The 20,555-nt window shown below is 45.5% G+C and carries 21 protein-coding genes; 6 read left to right on the top strand and 15 right to left on the bottom strand.

Annotated elements, in window-relative coordinates:
• Window positions 1–10: 10 nt before the first annotated feature.
• A complete protein-coding gene (locus FTT63_RS00415) occupies window positions 11–661 on the bottom strand; it encodes a hypothetical protein (RefSeq protein WP_005177627.1) in 651 nt (216 codons plus the stop codon).
• Window positions 662–758: 97 nt separating this feature from the next.
• On the opposite strand from FTT63_RS00415, the gene ispF reads away from it, so the two are divergent.
• Complete coding sequence (gene ispF, locus FTT63_RS00410) at window positions 759–1,247, top strand: 2-C-methyl-D-erythritol 2,4-cyclodiphosphate synthase (RefSeq protein ID WP_005177629.1); 489 nt, start codon at window positions 759–761, stop codon at window positions 1,245–1,247.
• Here the strand turns inward: ispF and FTT63_RS00405 are convergent.
• From FTT63_RS00405 to FTT63_RS00395, 3 genes are all read right to left on the bottom strand, one after another.
• Window positions 1,235–1,759: a protein tyrosine phosphatase family protein gene (locus tag FTT63_RS00405; protein WP_016658194.1), complete on the bottom strand. Its 525-nt coding sequence runs from the start codon at window positions 1,757–1,759 to the stop codon at window positions 1,235–1,237. The genes ispF and FTT63_RS00405 overlap by 13 nt on opposite strands.
• A 64-nt stretch (window positions 1,760–1,823) precedes the next feature.
• Window positions 1,824–2,915: a 3-deoxy-7-phosphoheptulonate synthase gene (locus FTT63_RS00400; protein WP_005177632.1), complete on the bottom strand. Its 1,092-nt coding sequence runs from the start codon at window positions 2,913–2,915 to the stop codon at window positions 1,824–1,826.
• A 127-nt stretch (window positions 2,916–3,042) separates the two neighbouring features.
• Complete coding sequence (locus FTT63_RS00395) at window positions 3,043–3,933, bottom strand: sulfite exporter TauE/SafE family protein (protein WP_016658193.1); 891 nt, start codon at window positions 3,931–3,933, stop codon at window positions 3,043–3,045.
• A gap of 632 nt (window positions 3,934–4,565) precedes the next feature.
• On the opposite strand from FTT63_RS00395, the gene lpxB reads away from it, so the two are divergent.
• Window positions 4,566–5,735 carry a lipid-A-disaccharide synthase gene (gene lpxB, locus FTT63_RS00390; RefSeq protein ID WP_180191866.1) on the top strand — a complete coding sequence of 390 codons (1,170 nt, stop codon included), beginning with the start codon at window positions 4,566–4,568 and terminating at the stop codon, window positions 5,733–5,735.
• On the opposite strand, the gene FTT63_RS00385 is transcribed toward lpxB, so the two are convergent.
• Window positions 5,725–6,663: an AraC family transcriptional regulator gene (locus FTT63_RS00385; protein WP_180191865.1), complete on the bottom strand. Its 939-nt coding sequence runs from the start codon at window positions 6,661–6,663 to the stop codon at window positions 5,725–5,727. The two genes, lpxB and FTT63_RS00385, sit on opposite strands and share 11 nt — an antisense overlap.
• 193 nt (window positions 6,664–6,856) lie before the next feature.
• On the opposite strand from FTT63_RS00385, the gene FTT63_RS00380 reads away from it, so the two are divergent.
• Window positions 6,857–8,062 carry an alkane 1-monooxygenase gene (locus tag FTT63_RS00380; protein WP_127799509.1) on the top strand — a complete coding sequence of 402 codons (1,206 nt, stop codon included), beginning with the start codon at window positions 6,857–6,859 and terminating at the stop codon, window positions 8,060–8,062.
• A gap of 91 nt (window positions 8,063–8,153) precedes the next feature.
• Here FTT63_RS00380 and FTT63_RS00375 read toward each other — a convergent pair whose 3' ends face one another.
• The 5 genes from FTT63_RS00375 to FTT63_RS00355 all read right to left on the bottom strand — a co-directional run bounded on the left by FTT63_RS00375 (window position 8,154) and on the right by FTT63_RS00355 (window position 13,348).
• Window positions 8,154–8,642, bottom strand: a complete 489-nt coding sequence (locus FTT63_RS00375) for a GNAT family N-acetyltransferase (RefSeq protein WP_104513276.1) — start codon at window positions 8,640–8,642, stop codon at window positions 8,154–8,156.
• 115 nt (window positions 8,643–8,757) lie between these two features.
• Entirely contained in the window at window positions 8,758–9,957 is a 1,200-nt protein-coding gene (locus tag FTT63_RS00370) for an acyl-CoA dehydrogenase family protein (protein WP_180191864.1), read from the bottom strand.
• Between the two features lie 26 nt (window positions 9,958–9,983).
• Window positions 9,984–11,279, bottom strand: a complete 1,296-nt coding sequence (locus FTT63_RS00365) for an acyl-CoA dehydrogenase family protein (protein ID WP_127799513.1) — start codon at window positions 11,277–11,279, stop codon at window positions 9,984–9,986.
• Window positions 11,280–11,503: 224 nt separating this feature from the next.
• Entirely contained in the window at window positions 11,504–12,877 is a 1,374-nt protein-coding gene (locus FTT63_RS00360; RefSeq protein ID WP_005177645.1) for an AarF/ABC1/UbiB kinase family protein, read from the bottom strand.
• Between the two features lie 165 nt (window positions 12,878–13,042).
• A complete protein-coding gene (locus FTT63_RS00355) occupies window positions 13,043–13,348 on the bottom strand; it encodes a hypothetical protein (protein ID WP_075167733.1) in 306 nt (101 codons plus the stop codon).
• Between the two features lie 197 nt (window positions 13,349–13,545).
• On the opposite strand from FTT63_RS00355, the gene FTT63_RS00350 reads away from it, so the two are divergent.
• From FTT63_RS00350 to aroC, 3 genes are all read left to right on the top strand, one after another.
• Window positions 13,546–13,923, top strand: coding sequence for a lysozyme inhibitor LprI family protein (locus tag FTT63_RS00350; RefSeq protein ID WP_227554581.1), 378 nt, complete (start codon window positions 13,546–13,548; stop codon window positions 13,921–13,923).
• 168 nt (window positions 13,924–14,091) lie between these two features.
• Complete coding sequence (gene prmB, locus FTT63_RS00345) at window positions 14,092–15,102, top strand: 50S ribosomal protein L3 N(5)-glutamine methyltransferase (protein WP_045795711.1); 1,011 nt, start codon at window positions 14,092–14,094, stop codon at window positions 15,100–15,102.
• A 14-nt stretch (window positions 15,103–15,116) separates the two neighbouring features.
• The gene (aroC, locus tag FTT63_RS00340; RefSeq protein WP_016658184.1) at window positions 15,117–16,208 is read left to right on the top strand and encodes a chorismate synthase; all 1,092 of its coding nucleotides are present in this window, start codon (window positions 15,117–15,119) and stop codon (window positions 16,206–16,208) included.
• 362 nt (window positions 16,209–16,570) lie between these two features.
• Here aroC and FTT63_RS00335 read toward each other — a convergent pair whose 3' ends face one another.
• The 5 genes from FTT63_RS00335 to cydP are packed head-to-tail and all read right to left on the bottom strand — an operon-like array spanning window position 16,571 to window position 19,924.
• On the bottom strand, window positions 16,571–16,873 hold the full coding sequence (locus FTT63_RS00335) for a cyd operon YbgE family protein (protein ID WP_005177656.1): 303 nt from the start codon (window positions 16,871–16,873) through the stop codon (window positions 16,571–16,573).
• Window positions 16,874–16,876: 3 nt separating this feature from the next.
• Window positions 16,877–16,978, bottom strand: a complete 102-nt coding sequence (gene cydX, locus FTT63_RS00330; protein ID WP_002120988.1) for a cytochrome bd-I oxidase subunit CydX — start codon at window positions 16,976–16,978, stop codon at window positions 16,877–16,879.
• A 26-nt stretch (window positions 16,979–17,004) separates the two neighbouring features.
• Window positions 17,005–18,150 carry a cytochrome d ubiquinol oxidase subunit II gene (gene cydB / locus FTT63_RS00325; RefSeq protein ID WP_005177659.1) on the bottom strand — a complete coding sequence of 382 codons (1,146 nt, stop codon included), beginning with the start codon at window positions 18,148–18,150 and terminating at the stop codon, window positions 17,005–17,007.
• A complete protein-coding gene (locus FTT63_RS00320; protein ID WP_005177660.1) occupies window positions 18,147–19,733 on the bottom strand; it encodes a cytochrome ubiquinol oxidase subunit I in 1,587 nt (528 codons plus the stop codon). The genes cydB and FTT63_RS00320 overlap by 4 nt, the downstream gene beginning before the upstream one ends.
• The gene (gene cydP / locus FTT63_RS00315) at window positions 19,733–19,924 is read right to left on the bottom strand and encodes a cytochrome oxidase putative small subunit CydP (protein WP_005177663.1); all 192 of its coding nucleotides are present in this window, start codon (window positions 19,922–19,924) and stop codon (window positions 19,733–19,735) included. The genes FTT63_RS00320 and cydP overlap by 1 nt, the downstream gene beginning before the upstream one ends.
• Window positions 19,925–20,555: the final 631 nt, after the last annotated feature.

Here is a 20,555-nt window from a genome sequence, read left to right as displayed (position 1 = left end):
CTGTCAGGTTTTAATCATAGAGTCGATAAATACCACTAAAACGCTCGCAGCCTTTTTGTTCAGTACGCACCGCTAGATAAGCCTTCTGAAAGTCGAGCTGGTAATTGCAGTCATGTTCATTGTCAATAATATGCTGCTTTTGCTGCGGTGAGGTATAAGCCAGTAAGGAAATGGTTTGGGTATCTAGCTTGTTGTTTGGACTGCGATAGGCCACACCTTCAATTTTAATACTGTCTTTATTCAGTTGATGAATCTGCAAATGTACCGGTTGCTTGGCCAGTTGTCCCTGTTCAAATTTCAGATAATGCTGGGTCATGCTCTGGTTCATCGAGCTAAAGAAATTTAACTGATCCAGACGCGCTTCAAACTGTTGTTTAAAACACTCGGTGGTTTTACACTGCTGCGCACGTTTAAACCAGAGCTGATGGGTATCTTGCAGAATACGCAGCGGGGCATCGGTCACCAGAAAAGCTGTCAGAAACTGATCATTGAGCTGCTCACGAATCTCCTGTAAATCGGCATGGCAGATTTTATTGAAAGCAGGCGTGTTGGCCTGCTCGCAATTGATTTTCTGTGCATGCGACAGCGGGGTGCCCGCGGCGCCCAAAAACAACAGGGTTCCAATGATTTTTATAAGATTCATCTCGGTTTTCAACAGCATGATCGCTTATACTTTCATTAGCTTGCGTAAGCTAACTATAGCGAAAGAGAAACTGTGAATACAAGATTTCAATCGTTTATTTCTGAAGGAGTTGAATATGGTTGCACAAATACGAATTGGGCAGGGAATAGACGTACATGCCTTTGAAGAAGGCGATTTTGTGACATTGGCTGGGGTTAAAATTCCACATACCCATGCTCTGAAAGCCCACTCAGATGGGGATGTGATTTTACATGCGCTATGCGATGCCTTATTGGGTGCATTGGCACTGGGCGATATTGGACAGCATTTTCCCGACACCGATCCTGAATTTAAGGGCGCTGACAGCCGGGTGTTGCTGAAGCATGTTTATCAGCTGATTTTAGACCGCGGTTATCTATTGAATAATGCCGACATTACCGTGGCCTGTGAACGCCCGAAACTGGCCAAGCACAATCTGGAAATGCGCCAGAGTATTGCCGATGTGCTGGATGTGGATGTGACTCAAATCAGCATTAAAGCCACCACCACGGAAAAATTAGGCTTTACCGGCCGTCAGGAAGGAATTCTGGCTACAGCTACGGTGTTAATTTGTCACGCAAAGTGATCGGTTTTCATTAAGGAAATTTGCAGTTCCTGGGTTGCTTTACGGCCCTGAAGTTGTAAGGCAACAGCGTGAATCAGACCGGTCCAGGTTTCATTCGGCTCCCAGATCTGGTGCAACATTTCCTGCGCGGTAGGCATGTCCATATTCATATAATACTGACGATATAAATACATCAGGCTGCTGACATGCTGATTGGTACCGCAATGCAACCACACCATCTGATCCTGCACCAGATGATCAATCAGGTCTAAAACCAGCAGACATTGGGCGTCAGATGGAGTTTCCCAAGAGATGGGCAGTTGTACATAGTTCAGGCCCAGTTCCAGACAGATTTTATCTTCATTGGCTAGATGCTGCTCGGCATCACTCAGTGCGACATTAACCACAGTGGTAATGCCATATTCTTTAATCTGACGTAACTGTTCCGCATTCGGCTGGCCGGATGTGTACAGGTGTTCATGCACAAACTGAAAGTGATCAATTTGGCTTAAAGCGGTTTCAATTTCATTCATCAGATAAAATTTCCTGCAACTGAAATGGAAACGCCATCTTGACGATGGCGTTTTTGAGTCAGTTTTAGCGGCTGGCTAAAACCTCTTTCAATGCTTCATGCATCTCAAGCAGGGATTTTTCAGTGGTTTCCCAGTCGATGCATCCATCGGTAACAGACTTACCATACTCCAAATCGCAAAGATTTGCAGGAATATCTTGACGACCGCCTTTTAAATGACTTTCGACCATAATCCCGACAATTGATTTATTGCCATCTAAAATCTGTTCGGTGATGTTTTTTAAGACCAGTGGTTGCAGGTACGGGTCTTTGTTGGAGTTGGCATGACTGGTGTCAATCATGATTTTGGTGCTGACTTTGGCTTTAATTAGCGCTGCTTCTGCATCGGCGACTGAACCGGCATCATAGTTTGGCTTGCCATTACCACCACGCAATACCACGTGCGCATAGTTGTTACCGCTGGTACGAATTACCGACACCTGACCATGTTCGTTCAGCCCCAGGAAGCTGTGACCATGTTTTACAGACTGCATTGCGTTGGTCGCAACAGTTAAGCCGCCATCAGTACCATTTTTAAAGCCAACCGGTGAAGACAGGCCAGAAGACATTTCACGGTGAGTCTGACTTTCTGTGGTACGCGCACCAATCGCTGACCAGGAAATCAGATCCTGATAATACTGTGGAGAGTTCGGGTCCAGTGCTTCAGTGGCACAAGGCAGACCTTTTTCATTCAGTTCCAGCAGCAGTTTACGGCCAATACGCAGACCTTTTTCAATATTGAAAGAGTCATTCATGTCCGGGTCGTTAATCAGACCTTTCCAGCCCACGGTCGTACGCGGTTTTTCAAAGTACACCCGCATTACGATGTATAAGGTATCTTTTACTTTTTCGCTCAGCACTTTCAGGCGGTCTGCATAATCATGTGCTGCCACAGGATCATGAATCGAGCAAGGCCCAATGACCACAAACAGACGTTTGTCTTTACCATCAAGAATATTGCGGATGGTTTCACGACCTTTCAGTACGGTGTGATAAGCAGAGTCAGTCAGTGGAAGTTCTGCTTTGAGTTCAGCAGGGGTCACAAGTGGCTGGATGCTTTTAATATTCACATCATCGATATCTGAAGGTGTAATAGGGTTAGACTGTAAAGTGTTCATTGCCGTCACTGGTTTAATCGTATACAAGATTGTTTAATAGCCTGAATATAACACGAATATAGCAGCCTATTGTTATAAAAAAGATCAATAGATTACTGAAAAAAAAGTGATGAATCGCAGAGATAAATTAAACTGGCGATGTTTTTTCAGCGCTCACCACCATCGCCGCTTCAACTGGTTGTGCCGGTTTGGATTTGACCGGGTTCAGCATAAAGTTCACCCCAAGCGCGAACAGGGTAATGCCCAGCACTTTACGGATAATTTTTTCAGGCAGGCGTGAGCTGACTAAAGTACCGACCACAATTGCCGGAATAGAACCGACCAGTAACCACATCAGCAGTTCAAAATCGACATTGCCCGAGGTCATGTGACCCATACCGGCGACAAAGGTCAATAAGACTGCGTGGACCACATCGGAGCCGATAATGCGGATCATTGGCAAGTTCGGGAACATTAGCACCAGCGCCATAATGCCGAAGGCACCTGCACCCACCGAAGATAGGGTGACGAACACACCCAGGACAATTCCCATCACCACAATCATCGCGCGCTTGTTGGTGGCCTTCAGGTCGACCTTTTCCAGGTCTTGAGTCATATCTGGCAATTCGTGTTTGCGATATTTGTTGAAAAATTTTTCAATCTGGCTGCGGAAAATAATAGATATGCCGGTTAGGGTCAGCATAAAGCCTAAGACCATGGTCAGCACAGCTTTATAATGCGTGGACTGGCTTAAATAGTTGTCGAGTACCCAATGCGTTGCAAAAGACGCCGGGATACTGCCGACAGACAGCCAGATCACAATTGGCCAGACGATATTCATTTTTTTGGCATGGACTAGTGAACCACAGAATTTGGAAATTGCGGCATAGAGCAGATCGGTACCAATGGCAATGTGCGGTTCAATCTTAAACAGGCTGATTAAAATCGGGGTCATTAACGAACCACCGCCTACACCAGTCACACCTACACAGAAGCCAACCAAAACACCTGCCAAAATAAACTCAACTGCACCAAACATGGGGATATGCCATACATCAAAAAACGTGCTTATCTTATGACTTTCGGATATAAGTCGTTGGCATGATTAATGATTTGCTTATTCTAAAAAATGCTAAAGATGAGAAAAAGATCAACATTTATAGTGAAACAGCGTGGAGTAGATCTATCTGAAATCTGCTGGATTTAAAGCTGAAAAAAAGGGGATTTTTTAGTAAAAAGATCAGGATGTGCAGGGCCGAATAGACGGATTTTGTGATGACAGCGCAGCAAAATGGAAAGATAAAAAGATTAAAAATAGCAGGAAATTTCACTTTAAAATTATTATTTGTGTATTCAGTGTCATTACATAGGGATGACATGTGTTGGGGTTTTGGATTTTATTTGATCAATCTTTCAGCATGATAAAAAGCAGTTAATGGTCATGAAACTGCAAGTCAGGTGGAATAGAGTGAGATAAAGCGGTGAAAGCGTGATAAATGAATGGGCCCAGCACAGCATCATCAATCAAACCTGATAGTCATACTGGATAAAAATAAAGCAGTTAAAATATAGAAAAACCTGAATTTTTTCTCAGCTCAGGACAAACAGTCGTTACAGTCACTTCAAGCAGAATATGTTAAAATTTCACGCAGCAATTGAAGGAGCAAGGTCTTGCAAAAACGAAAACTGAAAATAGGCATTGTGGTGGGAGAAGTTTCTGGGGATACCTTGGGTGCCAGACTGATCCGCCGTTTTCGTGAGCAAGGCATTGAGGCCGAATTTGAAGGCATTGGCGGCCCGCAAATGATGGCTGAAGGCTTTAAAAGCTATTATCCGATGGATATTTTGTCGGTCATGGGCATTGTTGAAGTCTTAAAAGACATTAAAAAGCTGTTTGCCGTGCGTGATGGACTGGTTGAACAGTGGGTCAAGGAGCCGGTCGATATTTTTATTGGGGTTGATGCGCCGGATTTTAACCTGCGATTATCGAAAAGCCTGAAGCAGAAAAGTCCAAGCATTAAAACCGTGCAGTATGTCAGTCCTTCGGTCTGGGCATGGCGTCAGGGTCGTGTTCACGGCATTAAAGCCAATATTGATCTGGTGCTGTGTTTATTTCCATTTGAAAAAGCCTTTTATCAAAAATGGCAGGTTCCGGCTGCCTTTGTCGGGCATCCATTAGCGAGTCAGTTGCCTGTCGATAATAATCTGGCCGATGCCAAACTGGAGCTGGGGCTGGAAGCCTCACAAAAGCATATTGCCTTATTGCCGGGCAGTCGCCGTGGTGAAATTGAGCGTTTAGGGCCATTGGTTCTGGCGGCCGCTGAAATTCTGGCTGCCAAATATCCAAACTATCACTTCTTAATTCCCGCCATTAACGATGCGCGTAAACAGCAGATTGAAAGTTTATTACAGCACTGCGCTGCTGATCTGAGATCACGGGTCAGTCTGCTGGAAAATACCGATACAGAATCAAAAATTGGCCGTCAGGTCATGAATGCGGCGGATATTGTGGCGCTGGCTTCGGGTACTGCAACGTTGGAAGCAATGTTATTGCATCGTCCGATGGTGACTTTTTATAAGCTCAACCGGATTACCTACTGGATTGCCAAACTGCTGGTTAAAATTCCGTATTACTCGCTACCGAATATTATTGCTGGTAAAAAAGTGATTGAAGAGCTGATTCAGGAAGAGGCTACGCCAGAGCGTCTGGCGCATGAAATTGAAAAGCTGATGCATATTGAAGCTGCACAAATTCAGGTGATGCAGCATCGCACCATGCATAAACAGCTGCTGTCGGGCAATTGTGAAGACCCGGTGGCCGCGATTCTGGCTATTTTATAAGAACCTGCTGAAACTGCTGCCGGTACTGGCTTGGGGTCAGGGCAAACTGTTTTTTAAAAGTCTGGCTAAAGGCGGTTTCAGAAGAATAGCCAACTTTATAGGCAATTTGCTGGATTGAGAGCTGGCCATGACGTAAATATTGAGCCGCCAGTCTTAAGCGATGTTGCTGTAAATAGGCCAGTGGCGATTCACCAACAATCTGGGCAAACAGATTGGCAAATTTTGAGCGCGACATGCAGCATTGTTCGGCCAGGGTTTCGACGGTCCAGCTTTTTTCCGGTTGTCCATGAATGGCGGTTAAAGCATTGGACAGTTCCAGATGGGTCAGGGCACTGAGCCAGTTATTAGAATCATTCAGCTGGGCAATATAATCACGCACACATTCAATAAATAAAATACTGATCAGATGGTCAAGAATTTTATCGCGGCCGGGACGAATCTGATGGCTTTCTACCGCCAGAAACTGTAAGCCAATTTGCAGCCATTCCGGCGCAGTGCTGCTCATAATATGATGAATATGCATATAGTCCGGCAAGGCATTTAACAGCGGCTTGGCCATAATGCTGTCCATTGTGCCGTGCATGGCTAAAATAAATGATTTTTCACCGGATGCTTCACCAAACTCGATGGTCTGCTGGCGTTTCTGCTGAAACAGGTCACTAATATCCAGGGCATCTAGCCACTTCAGTTGCGTGCTACTTTTGCCAACATGGCTACCGCCGGAAGGAATCAGCACAATATCACCGGCCTGCGCATAGACCTGACGCTGGGTCGATAATTCCAGATATAATTCACCACTTAGTACCACATAGGCAATAATGGCGCTGTGATCCTGATATTGAAATGCCCAGTTTCCCTGTGGATTCAAATAGATAAATTCAGATTTGTTGAGATGAATATCATCAAAAATTTTACTTAAAGCATCCATACCGGGTTGATATCTTCTTATTTCGAGCTTAGCTATTTGGTCATTAAGCCTGAATTTATCGTGTGATGAAAGGCCAATTTCAGGCAATGTGGGCCAAAGACGTTTACATAGCTTTTTTGGACGTTTGCAACTGTTCTCTGTGGCTTGTTTGCTGAAATATATAGATAAGTTAAGCAGGATGGAAGTGCAGGCAATGAATGCTCCGCTACAACTCACAGAACAACAACAGCAATTTTTACTTGAAAAATCCGGTCTGGCTTTAGATAAAAAACGTTATTTATGGCTGATTAGCCCATTTTTACCGGTTTTAGGCATTGGGATTCTGGCCGGTTACCAGTTTGCACCGAAACCATTTAAAACTGTATTTGCCCTAGGTGGACCACTGTTAATTCATGTGATTATTCCCAGCATTGATACTCTGGTTGGTAAAGATGAGCACAATCCAAGCCCAGAAGAGGTCAAGCTCTTGGAGCAGGACCCGTATTATTCCCGTCTGGTAAAAAGTTTTATTCCCTTGCAGTATATCGCCAATATTTATGCGGCCTATCTGGTCTCACGTAAAGAGACTTCGCTGCTGGATAAAATTTTTCTGGGTGCGTCGATGGGACTGGTTAATGGGGTGGCGATTAATACTGCACATGAACTGAGCCATAAATCCTCCAAACTGGAGCATTATCTGTCGCATCTGGCGCTGGTGCCGTCGGGTTATAACCATTTCCGGATTGAACATCCGTATGGGCATCATAAACGCGCTGCAACCCCAGAAGATCCGGCGTCTTCCCGTATGGGCGAAACCTTTTATGAGTTCTGGCCACGTACGGTGAAAGGCTCGTTTAAATCGGCAATTGAAATTGAAACCCAGCGTTTAAAACGCAAAGGCAAGAATTTCTGGTCCAAAGACAATGAATTGCTACAAGGTTGGGGCATGAGTGCGCTGTTTCATGCCGGAATGCTGGCCAGCTTTGGGAAAGGCATTGTGCCGTATTTAAGCACGCAGGCCTTTTATGCAATCAGCCTGTTTGAACTGGTCAATTATATTGAGCATTATGGCTTGCTTCGACAAAAAGATGCGCAGGGCAAATATAAGCGTACCCAGCCGGAACATAGCTGGAACAACAATAATATTGTCACCAATCTGTTTTTATATCAGTTACAGCGTCATTCCGATCATCATGCCTATCCGACCCGTCCATTTCAGGCCTTGCGACATTTTGATGAAGCCCCTGAATTGCCAAGCGGTTATGCCAGTATGTTGCTGCCGGCGCTGATTCCACCGCTGTGGTTTAAAATGATGGATAAACGCGTGTTCAAGCATTACAAAGGTGATTTAAACAAAGCCAATATTCAGCCGAAACGCCGTTTAAGCCTGTTTAAAAAGTTCGGCCTGAAGGCAGATTAAGTATAGAAAAATCCATTCGACTGTTTTAGTCAGCCCTATGGTGAGTAGGGCTTTTTTGTACGCAGGCGGTTGATGTTACCCAGATTCATGTTCATTTAACGCTCTTTTCCATCCAGATTTCACAGGCATGACTATGACCGGTCTGGCCTTGTGGGGCAGACAAATGTACAAAACCGAGCTTTTCATAGAGTTTCACTGCCTGCCACAGTGATGCTGTGGTTTCCAGATAGCAGGACTGAAAACCGGCCTGCTGGGCAAAGTCAAAAGCGTGTTCCAGAATCTGTTTGGCAAATCCGTAGCCACGTACTGCTGGCAGAAAATACATTTTCTGGATTTCCAGGCGGCTTGGATCACCCTGCAAAGGCGCAGCACCGCCACCACCAAAAATGTCGCCTTGATTATTGGTAACGACCCAATACTGTGCGTGTGGCTGTGAATACACCGCATATAAATCATCGACCGCAGCATCGGCCACGGCAAAACCGGATTCCGGCGCCAGTCCAAATTCTTTGGAAACCTCACGAATAATACGGGCCAGTGCAGGATTATCTTGGGCTTGAATCGGGCGTAAAAAATACATAAGCGCAGTGCTAAAAGATAAAGAGATGAATTTTATCACTAAATATTCATCTCTTGAGCAGATTTGAGGCACATCTATTGGACTTTAAATGTCGCTTGATGCTGTACTCGGTATCTTATTTAAGTTCACTGGAACTTTTGCCCAGTTCACGTCGGGCAATAATCAGTTGCTGAATTTGCTGGGTGCCTTCAAAAATATCCAGGATTTTGGAATCGCGCGCCCATTTTTCCAGCAGTTCATCTTCGTTATAGCCCACAGCGGCGGCCAGTTCTACACACTTCAGGGTAATTTCATTCCCGACACGGCCAGCTTTGGCTTTGGCAATTGAGGCTTCTTTGGAATTAGGCTGCTTGTTATCGGCCATCCAGGCAGCTTTAAGCATTAATAAACGCGCTGCTTCCCATTCGGCTTCCATGCGATAAATCTGCGCGGCTATCTGGGAGCTGTGTAAATAGGTGGTCTGATAATGCTCATCCAGCTCGTGTTTAAAAATCTGCTTGATCCGTTCCAGGGATGCTTTGGCACAGCCAATGGCCATGGCCGCGACCAAAGGACGGGTGTTGTCAAAGGTTTCCATCACCCCGGCAAAGCCTTTGGATACATCAATTTCGTTATTGCCAAGCAGGTTGCTGGCTGGCACCCGGCAATCGACAAAGCTGATGGCTGCAGTATCCGAGGCTTTAATTCCGAGTTTATGCTCCAGTCGCTCTACGGTCATGCCGGGTGTGCCTTTCGGCACCACAAAAGACTTGATGGCCGCACGGCCGAGCTTTTTATCCAGTGTGGCCCAGACCACCACGGCATCGGCGCGTTCACCCGAGGTCACAAAGATTTTCTCGCCATTCAGGATATAATCATCACCATCTGCGACCGCTGTGGTGCGAATTGCCGCTGAATCGGAGCCGCAGCCGGGTTCGGTAATGGCCATGGCGGCCCAGGTGCCATGAAAACGCTGTAACTGTTCGTCATTGGCCACCGCAGCAATGGCGGAGTTCCCCAGACCCTGACGCGGCATACTCAGCAGCAGGCCGGTATCGCCATAACACATTTCGACAATACTTAAAGCGGTGGACATATTGACGCCATTTTTATTGCCACTGGCGGTATCGCCACGTTTATTCACCGCAGCGCCGGCGTTCATGCCATCGCCACCTGCATTCATGCCATCGACCACTGAGGCCAGCATATCCAGTTCTTTCGGGTAGGCATGTTCCGCCTTATCATATTTACGTGAAATTGGACGCAGGACATTCAGGGCAACCTCATGTGCCTGATCAATCAGCAGTTTAAATTTTTTCGGGTTCTGTAAATTCATGGGCTGTTCCTTATTTTTATGGTTATTTAGGCATGCAGGCCAGACTGGACAATCGCGGTCGCGCGCAGATCACGATACCAGCGCTCGACCGGATGTTCTTTGGTAAAGCCGTGACCGCCCAGAATCTGCACGCCATTTGTGCCAATTTGCATGGATTTTTCTGCACATAACAAGCGTGCCAGATAGGCTTCCCGATGAAAGTCCTGTCCAGCTTCGGCCAGACTGGCAGCATTCAGCACTAGCATGCGCATCGCATCAATTTCAATCGCCATATCGGCAATCATAAAAGCCACACTTTGACGATGTGAGATGGGCTCGCCAAAGGCCGTGCGCTGGTTGGCATAGTCAATACAATAGGCTTTCACGGCTTCGCAGCACCCAACCGCCATGGCACACCAGACTAAATTACCCAAATCAATAAAAGCACTATAGTCAAAATCATCATCGCCCAGACGTTCGGCTGGGGTATGCTGAAAACTGAGGGTGACTGTTTCTGTGGCCTTCAGCCCCATTGCCGGGCTTTTTTGTGCACGAATGCTGCTGTCGCGTTTCACCACAAATACTTCTGGCTGGCCATTGAATTCAGCACTTACCAGATACAAGTCCGCCGTTTCACCCAGCATTACCAGAGTTTTTTCACCCTGAATCCAGTACTGGCCCTGGCTAAAAGTGGCTTGTGTATTTAAACGCAGCGGATCAAAAGCCGGTGTAGCTTCCTGCACGGCAAAGCTGGCGCGCAGTTCCGAATCTTCTGCAAAACTGGTCAGATAACGTGACTGGATGCTTTCAGAACCCCAGCGGGTCAGGGCATTGATTACCCCAAAGGTCGACAATAAACCTGCGGTCAGGCTGAAATCACCCCGGGCCAAATGCTCGGCCATCAGAATATTAGTGACAATATTCTGCTCGCTGGCCACGCCACCCAAAGCCTCCGGCAGTGCATAATCATTCAGGCCCAAATCCTGACTGTGTCGCCATAACACTTCGGGAAACTGTTCCAGATGATCCGTCTGATGCGCCAGTGGATAAAGCACCTCTGTGGCAAACTGCTGCATGGTATCTACCGTCATTTGCTGTTCTTCGCTCAGGCTTAAATCAAACAGGGATTTTTGCTGATGGGGTAAACGCTGTCTGGGTACATCATCGTGCTTTTGAAAAGCTTTCTGGGTCACGCTTAAGGTTTTAAAGCCGGCTTTGGCACCCTGATATAAAGATTTTTCTACAAATTTACGCAGTTTGAGCTGGTCTAAAACCTCGCTGCTGGCAAGCCGAGTGAGCAGCGACAGTCCAAATCCTTGGGCCTTGTTTACCATATTGGTCATTGTTGTTGTTCCATCATGCGGGTGATTATTTTTATGCTGACACGCGGCTGTTTAAAAAACCATGTCAGAACTGACATACTCAATTGTCAAAGATAAACGGTTGTTGCAAGATGAAACAGGAATCTAAATATTTGCTTCTGTTTATATTTTTAATTTTTGGAAAGAGCGGGGAAGGGAGAGGATTGACCCGAATGACATTAGCTGCATTCGGGTCGGGTGTGGCTTTACTGGAATTTTTTGATCATGTCGCGCACATTGGTTTTGGCATCAATCACGGTCATAAAGGTGTAAGCCCCAATAAATTTACGGCTAATAAACATAAACTCTTTCGGCGGAACACTGAAATAACGTGAAGCCATGGATTTAGAGGCCTGTTGCATCACCCGGCTATGCAGCTGGCTTTTTTTCCAGTCATAACGATGCTGATCATCCATGACACCGGCTGGTAAATCCGGGTTGTTTTCAGGACTGCTAAAGGCTTCGGTGGCCAGTAAAAAGACTTTGGCCATATCTGGTTTAATGCTTTGCGGAATGGAATCAAAAAATTCATAACCGGTCATGGCTTTCACCATCATCTCTGCGTCATGCTGATAGCCGGCCTGAATCAGGTTACGTGCGACCGAGAGCAGGTTGTCATCAAACTGGCGAATGGCACCGAAATCCAGCAGCACAATTTTATCCTGTACATCTGCACCATTACCCAGACGTACCAGATAGTTACCGAAGTTTGGGTCGGTCTGCATTTCGCCCCATTCAAAAATTTCCCGCACTGCCACTTCTAAAGAGGCTTCACCAAGCAGGTTACGACGTTCTTGCGGTAAAGACAGCATCACCGGACTGTTGATTGGCACGCCACGTTCAAAGGTCATGCACAACACCTGATCGGTACAGTAATCTTCAATAATGGTTGGAACGATATAACGCGGGTCCTGCTTTAAACGCTCGGCAAAACGGCGTGTAGTGGCCGCCTCAATCCGATAATTGACCTCGCGGTGCATCATTTCGCGGACTTCATCAAACCACTGATCAAATTCACGGGTTTGCGGCACCATGCGGGTCAGTTTCAGCATGTTTTTAAACAGACTCATATCCGAATCAATGGCATCGGCCACACCCGGATACTGGATTTTTAATACCAGTTCCATACCATCAGATTTACGGGTGGCGCGGTGTACCTGAGCCAAAGAGGCAGTACCTAAAGGCTCATGATCAATGGTGAGATCATTAAGTTTTGAACCTAACTGGTCCTGTAACTGGGTTTTTATCGCAGGCCAGGCCAGGGCAACGGTCTGGTTATTCAGGGTGTTCAGGGCTTGGGTGATTTCTTCAGGCAAAAAATGTTCGCCGTAAAGCGCCATCATCTGGCCAATTTTAACGATAGAACCTTTCAGTTTGCCAATTTCTGCGACCAGATAATCGGCCTGTTCTTTCATGGCTTTTTTGCGTTTCTTTTCTTTTTCTTCTTCACTGGAAAAGATTGAACCGGCGCTGGAGGCGGCCCAACGTGTCCCGGCCAGCAACGATGCCTTCGCGATCGATAAGCGTCGATCCATAGAGGAAGTTTTCAATTGTTTAAGCTTATCGTTCTGATCTGACATGTAAATTTAATCCTTCAATCAGCAATTCGCAGAAAGGTCATAGTTTAACGAATATTAACGGGTCTTAACGTATTAAAAAAGTTCAAGTTGCTGAATGTCGAGTTAAGTTTTGCATTCTCTATGAAATAGCCTAAGCAAAATCTATAAAGATGCAATTTCGCTCACTTACATCCGGAATTTAATCTTGAGGGTACTTTTTTGTTGCAGCATCTGCTTGTTTTCATCAATGTATTTTAAAATCAGGCTTTGTACCGATTCATGCAGAAAACCATGCGCATAGCCTTTGACAATAATAATGCTGGGCAGGTTAAAGAACAGATATTTGGCATCATCCAAAGTCGCATCCTGAAAAATGCCGTGTTCCACCAGCATTTGCTGTAAAAACTGTTTTTCCTGCAAGACACGCGGTGAATCGTTGTCATTCCAGTAGTTTTGACGCATGGCCAGCAGGTTATTGTGTTTGTAACTCATATCAACAGGTTCACGGGAGTCTCATAGTCAATATAAGGTCTATTTTTGCAGATTCAATCGCAAAATGGCAGGAAATTGTGAAGATCTGGAAATTCTATCCTGTTCATCGCTATAGGTTTTTTGCTTGAAGTTCAGTAATATGCTTTACATAAATTAAAACAAAGATGATCGCTGTGTTTGGCAGCAAGGGGAATATGATGCGTTTAGCATTCATCGGGGGAATGGCCTGGGCGCTGCTGGCGGGTTCGGCCTATGCGCAGGAAAGTTATTCAAAACAGTATATTCAATGTAGCAATCATGCTTATGGGCAAACATCCGTCTTGCAAAAATGTGTCAATAAAGAACTGAAACAGCAGCAAAAACGCTTAAAGAAAAGCTATAAGTCTTACTATCGGGCCAGTGGGGCATATCAGGCCAATATTGCCCAGCAACATGCGCTGTGGGAGCAGCGTTTAAAGCAGCAATGCTATCGGGGCATGAACGGTGATGTTGCCAAATTGCAGCAATCGCGTTGTACGCTGGCACAGGTGATTGATCAGGCCAATTATTATCAGAGCAAATTTATTGCCCGTTAATCGTGTACTTACCATTTCAGGGCTTTATTCCAAATCTGGCTAAGGCCGTGAAAGTTGAGATCAATTTATCAGATTGAAATCCGGCTTTTACGCACAGAGACATTATAAAAGCGCACAAAACAAGGTATCATAAGGCGTTTTAAAAAATTGACTCTGGAGAGACCTTAGGTGGATCGACCGACTATTAGCCCTGAACATTTGCAGGAAGCCGCTGAAACATTAGTCACCATTCGTGATTTTATCCGTTTTGGTGTAACAGCATTACGTCAATATGATGCACATCTAGGTCAAGGTACAGAAGATTATTTTGCTGAAAGTTCCGCGTTGGTATTACAAACCCTGTCGCTGGACTGGAATGCCGATGCAGAAATTCTGGATGCCAAATTACTGCCGAGCGAAAAGCAGGAATTTTTAAGTCTGCTGGAGCGTCGTATTAATGAACGCACGCCAACCTCTTATCTGCTCAATCTGGCCTATTTCTATGGCAAGCCGTTTTATGTCGATGAGCGTGTACTGATTCCACGTTCGCCAATTGCTGAACTTATCGAAAACCGTTTTGCGCCATATTGTCTGGATGAAAATGGCCAGATGGGTGAAGCCAATAATAACTTGCCAGCCAACCCAAATCCGCAAATGCCACGTCGTATTCTGGATATGTGTACCGGTTCAGGCTGTATCGCAATTGCATTGGCTTATGCTTTCCCGGATGCAGAAGTGGATGCGACCGATATTTCTAAAGATGCTTTAGAAGTTGCGGCCATTAACACCGAACATCACAACATGCAGTATCAGGTGGCGCTGCTTGAGTCGGATTTGTTCTCTAAAATTCCAGCAGAAAATCAGTATGATCTGATTGTATCGAATCCACCATATGTCGATGCCGAAGACATGGCCGACCTGCCAGATGAATTCCGTCATGAGCCAGAGCTGGCGTTGGCTGCCGGTCAGGATGGTCTGGACTTGGTGCGTAAAATGCTGGCCCAAGCCGCAGACTATTTAACCGAAGATGGTCTGATTGTGATTGAAGTCGGTAACTCTGAATGGGCCATGAAACAGAACTTTAATACCGTCGATTTCCACTGGCTACAATTCCAGAAAGGTGGTTCAGGCATTTTTGCCCTAACCGCAGCACAGTGCCGTCAATACCGCGATTTATTCATTCAATCTGTTAATTCATAAAGGAGTCGTTGCACATGGCAGGTAATAGTATTGGACAACTCTTCCGTGTCACGACTTGTGGTGAATCGCATGGTGTAGGCCTGATGGCCATTGTTGATGGTGTACCGCCAGGCCTGGAACTGACAGAAGCCGATTTACAGCACGATTTGGACCGCCGTAAGCCGGGGACTTCCAAATTTGCAACTCAGCGTAAAGAGCCGGATCAGGTTGAAATTATTTCTGGGGTATTTGAAGGTAAAACCACCGGTACCCCAATTGGCCTGTTGATTCGCAATACCGACCAGAAATCCAAGGATTATGGCAACATTGCCCAGACTTTCCGTCCGGGTCATGCCGACTACACCTATACTCAGAAATACGGTTTCCGTGATTATCGTGGCGGTGGTCGTTCCAGTGCCCGTGAAACCGCGATGCGTGTGGCTGCCGGTGCGATTGCCAAAAAATATCTGGCAGAAAAATTCGGGATTCTGATTCGTGGTCATGTGACCCAGATTGGCACCGAAAAAGCGGAAAAGCTGGACTGGAATGAAGTGCCGAATAACCCGTTTTTCTGTGGCGATGCCGATGCTGTGCCACGTTTTGAAGCGCTGGTGACTTCACTGCGTGAACAAGGCACCAGCTGTGGCGCCAAACTGGAAATTCTGGCCGAAAAAGTGCCTGTGGGCTGGGGTGAGCCGGTATTTGACCGTTTAGATGCCGATATTGCTCATGCCATGATGTCGATTAACGCGGTTAAAGGCGTAGAAATTGGCGATGGTTTTGCCGTAGCGGAACAGTTCGGTCATGAAACCCGTGATGAACTGACCACTCAAGGTTTCCTGGCCAATCATGCTGGCGGTATTTTGGGCGGTATTTCCAGTGGTCAAACCATTCGTGTAGCGATTGCGCTTAAACCAACCGCATCTATTACCACACCGGGTAAAACTATTACTATTGATCGTGAAGATACCGATGTACTGACCAAAGGCCGTCACGATCCATGTGTGGGTGTGCGTGCTGCACCAATTGCGGAAGCGATGCTGGCGATTGTGCTGATGGATCATTTCTTACGTCACCGTGCACAAAATGCCGATGTGGTGGCGCCATTTGCACCGATTGAGCCTTAGTTATCCCAGATTAAAGAAGCCGGACTGAATGTCCGGATTTTTTTATGGCGATAGGTTGTATCCGTTTGAAATCGCCTAAGAAATACCGCGATCAATGAGATAAATACAGAAGTTGATTGAGCTTGAATCTAAATATTGGTTGCTTTATCACCACCTTAAATTAAGCATCCATATAGACATCAATTCAGATATAAATAAAAAGCGGGGTTGGATAAAAATAGATTTTAATTTTTAAAAGAGATCGGGCTGATCTTTTTTAAAGGATGTGGGAAATCATCTTGTGATGAAATTGTGCTGATCCCATTTTGTATCAGAATGGATCTCCCAGAAATTAAAAAGCTCCCCGAAGGGAGCTTGTTTCATCAAGAAAAGAACCAGGTGTAATAGCCCCAGATCATTAATGGCCAGGCCACAAATGGACTAAACAGCCATTTCCACAGCCAGAAACGTGGGACAAAACCAACACCATGGATAAATCCGCCGGAAATGCCAATCATGATGTACATCATGGCACTGTGGCTGTAATTGCCATCGGCATCCAACATGGCAGCTGGATGAAGTAATAACACGGCTGCCAATGGAAAGGCCAATAAGCAAGAAATGACCATCGCAAGTTTATTCGGTTTTTTTTCGATTACTGGAGTTTCCATTACAACCTCTGTCATGACTTATTCCTCATCCAGGTCTTGATGATGCTCGATATAGAGCGCACTCAGTACACCTGCAAAACAGGCCATCAAAATACCGAGAATCCAAGCAAAATACCACATAATCTTTACTCCTTTAGAGCATAGCCTTAGTACAGGCTATGCGAATTCTCTTTGATGTGTTTGTTGGTAATCACGCCCCACATCTTGTAGTAACACCAGGTGGTGTACAGCAAAATGATTGGCACAAAAATACAGGCTGCAACAGTCATTACCGTTAAAGTATTTTGACTAGATACCGCATCCCACATGGTTAAGCTAGATACAGGATCTATGCTCGATGGCATCAGGAATGGGAACAGGGCAAAACCTGCAGTCAGAATCGCACCTGTTACTGCCAGTGCAGAACCAGTGAAGCTTAAACCTGCTTTACCTTTAGAGGCTGCCAGAATCACAATGATACCGCCTAGAATACCCATAATTGGCGCAATCATGGTGATCGGGTAAGCCGAGTAGTTGTTCATCCAGCCCGGGTTGGCATTAGTCATCACTTCTTTGGCTAACGGGTTTGCAGCGCTACCGGTGTCATATGGTGTAACCAGGGTATAACCTTGGATGCCACCGAAGTATAACCATGCACCTGCCAGCAGGAAGCAGACCAGGAACACGATACCGCTGATTTTGGTGGCTTTGGCAGAACGCTCGCGTAAAGCACCATCGGTACGTAACATTAACCATGCACCACCATGCGCACACAGCATGGCCAGGCTCACGATACCGCAGACCAAAGCAAACGGGTTAAGCAGGGCAAAGAAGCTGCCGGTGTAGTTGGATCGTACAGTCTCATCCAGTTCAAAAGGTACACCTAAGAACATGTTACCGAACGCTACGCCAAATACCAGCGCAGGTACTGCACCACCGATACATAGACCCCAGTCCCAGGCAGTACGCCATTTAGTGTTTTCCAGCTTGGAGCGGTAGTCAAAGCCGACCGGACGCAGGAACAGCGCAAACAGGACTAAAAGCAGCGCCCAGTACATGCCCGAGAAGGCGGTTGCATACACCATTGGCCATGCAGCGAACAGCGCGCCACCAGCAGTAATGAACCAGACCTGATTACCGTCCCAGTGTGGGGCAATCGTATTGATTGCCGCACGACGTTCTTCATCATTTTTTCCAACGAATGGCATGATCGCCATAGAGCCCATATCGAAACCATCGGTGAGGGCGAAACCGATGAGCAGTACGCCCACCAGTACCCACCAGATGATTTTGAGTAATTCATATTCGATCATGCTTGAGTCTCCTCAGATGCTTTTTTGGCAGCTTCCAATTTTTCGAAATGGTATTTGCCGGTATGTAACGAGCTTGGACCAAGACGAGAGAATTTAATCATCAGGTACATTTCAATGATCAGCAGTACGGTATAGAACGATGCTAATGCAATGATTGAACCCCATACATCGCCAGTACTTAAGCTAGATGCAGAGAGATATGTTGGTAGAACTTCACCAATAGTCCAAGGTTGACGACCTACTTCAGCCACATACCAGCCAGTTTGCGCAGCAATCCATGGCAATGGTAGGGCAATCAGGGCGAATTTTAATAACCAAGGTTTGTTTTCTGCATTACGTTTTGCTACAGCCAGTGTTGCCAGAACGAACAGGAGTAGCATTAAGAAGCCAGAAGCCACCATGGCACGGAAGGCCCAGAACAAGCTTGGAACGTGTGGAATAGTGTCTGCTGCAGCAAGTTTGATTTGCTCATCAGTCGCATCTACCACGTTAGGTGTATATTTTTTCAGTAACAGGCCATAACCCAGGTCTTTTTGAGATTCATCAAATGCCGCTTTGAGTTCTGGTGAGGTGTCACCTGCACGCAGTTGTTCAAGTTGCTGATAAGCCACCATACCGTTACGGATACGCACTTCATGCTGGGCAATCAGGTCTTTGATCCCGGTCACTTCTTCAGTGGTTGAACGTGTTGCAATCAGACCCATCACATACGGAATTTTAATCGCATAATCGGTGGTCTGGGTTTCCTGATTTGGAATACCAAACAGAGTAAATGCAGCCGGTGCCGGGTGAGTTTCCCATTCCGCTTCAATTGCAGCCAGTTTGGTTTTTTGGACATCGCCCAGTTCATAACCAGACTCATCACCTAGTAAGATTACAGACAGGGTAGATGCCAGACCGAAGATAGCCGCAATCGCGAAAGAACGACGCGCAAATGGCAGGTCACGTTTTTTCAGCAGGTAGTAGCTCGAAATCGCCAGAACGAAAATCGCACCTGTAACATAACCGGCAGAAACGGTATGGACGAATTTAACCTGTGCCACCGGGTTGAAAATTAGCGCACCAAAATCAATCATTTCCATACGCATGGTTTCATAGTTAAACGCAGAGCCGACCGGGTTTTGCATCCAGCCGTTAGCCACCAGAATCCACAGTGCCGACATGTTTGAGCCCAAGGCCACCAGCCAGGTTACACACAAGTGCTGTACCTTGGACAGACGATCCCAGCCGAAGAAGAACAGACCAATAAAGGTCGATTCAAGGAAGAAAGCCATCAAGCCTTCAATGGCCAGCGGAGCACCAAAAATATCACCCACGTAGTGCGAGTAATACGCCCAGTTTGTACCGAACTGGAACTCCATGGTCAGGCCGGTAGTTACCCCTAAAGCAAAGTTAATACCGAACAGTTTTCCCCAGAATTTGGTCATGTCCTTATAAATTTCTTTGCCGGAAATCACATAGGTGGTTTCCATAATGGCCAGAATAAAAGCAAGACCAAGTGTCAGTGGAACAAAAATAAAATGATACATCGCGGTCATTGCGAACTGGAACCGCGAGAGATCGACCACGCTTTCAGAAATCATCAACGTGTCTCCTTGATTTGGGAAGGATTGCTGGCAATACGCTCAGCAACTTGAGAGTCAAAATTTTCAGGAATGGTAGGGGCATCGAACCAGATATTTTTAATCGCCATTAAAATAACAACCTTAATTATTAAAATGGCTGCTATTTCTCGGGTTACACGACGGTTCAAATCTTTTGGGACTAAGCTCATAGAAACAAGCCTGTTTTTTAAACTGTGTCTTATATTATTAAACAAAATAATACAAAAAATAAATAGCCTGCACAGTTAAAATAAAAATATATTGTTTATGTATTAAAATACAATAACTTATAAAAAGTTTTTTTAATTTTTAATCAAAAAAATTCCAGTTAAAAACCTGACTAAAACGCTTGTATTTATAATTAATTATTATTCTGACTAAAATGGTGCGAATTAAAATTTAATTCTGACTAAAATAGTTATATTTGAAAATTTTGACGATTTTATTAAAAATTCCAGCTTTTAATTTTTAACTTTTATTCAATAGTTGGGTGTTAAAAAATGGCTGTAAGGCTTGAGGTGTAAGCATTTGCGCGGAAAACAATCAAGCACCAAAATGAAGCAATTTGTAGCAAATATGCACAATGAAGTGCGATAAAAGTGCAATAAGCAGCGACACGGAAAATTTCTTTTTTAGTCTTCAACGTGGAGGGCAGAGTGAATAACTACAGCGAACAACCATAGAGATAGTCACAATGCACAGAACAGCTGATCTTGAGGCCAAGAGAAAGTGAATCGAGCAGCTTAAACGGAAAGAACGAACGTACACGGCAAGGAAGAAGGGAAAGCTGCGAGATACATG

The organism is Acinetobacter sp. C15, assembly GCF_013420645.1.
GTDB lineage: Bacteria > Pseudomonadota > Gammaproteobacteria > Pseudomonadales > Moraxellaceae > Acinetobacter > Acinetobacter indicus.
The sequence above is the reverse complement of the archived record's forward strand: the minus strand, read 5'-3'. Positions and strand labels throughout refer to the sequence as shown.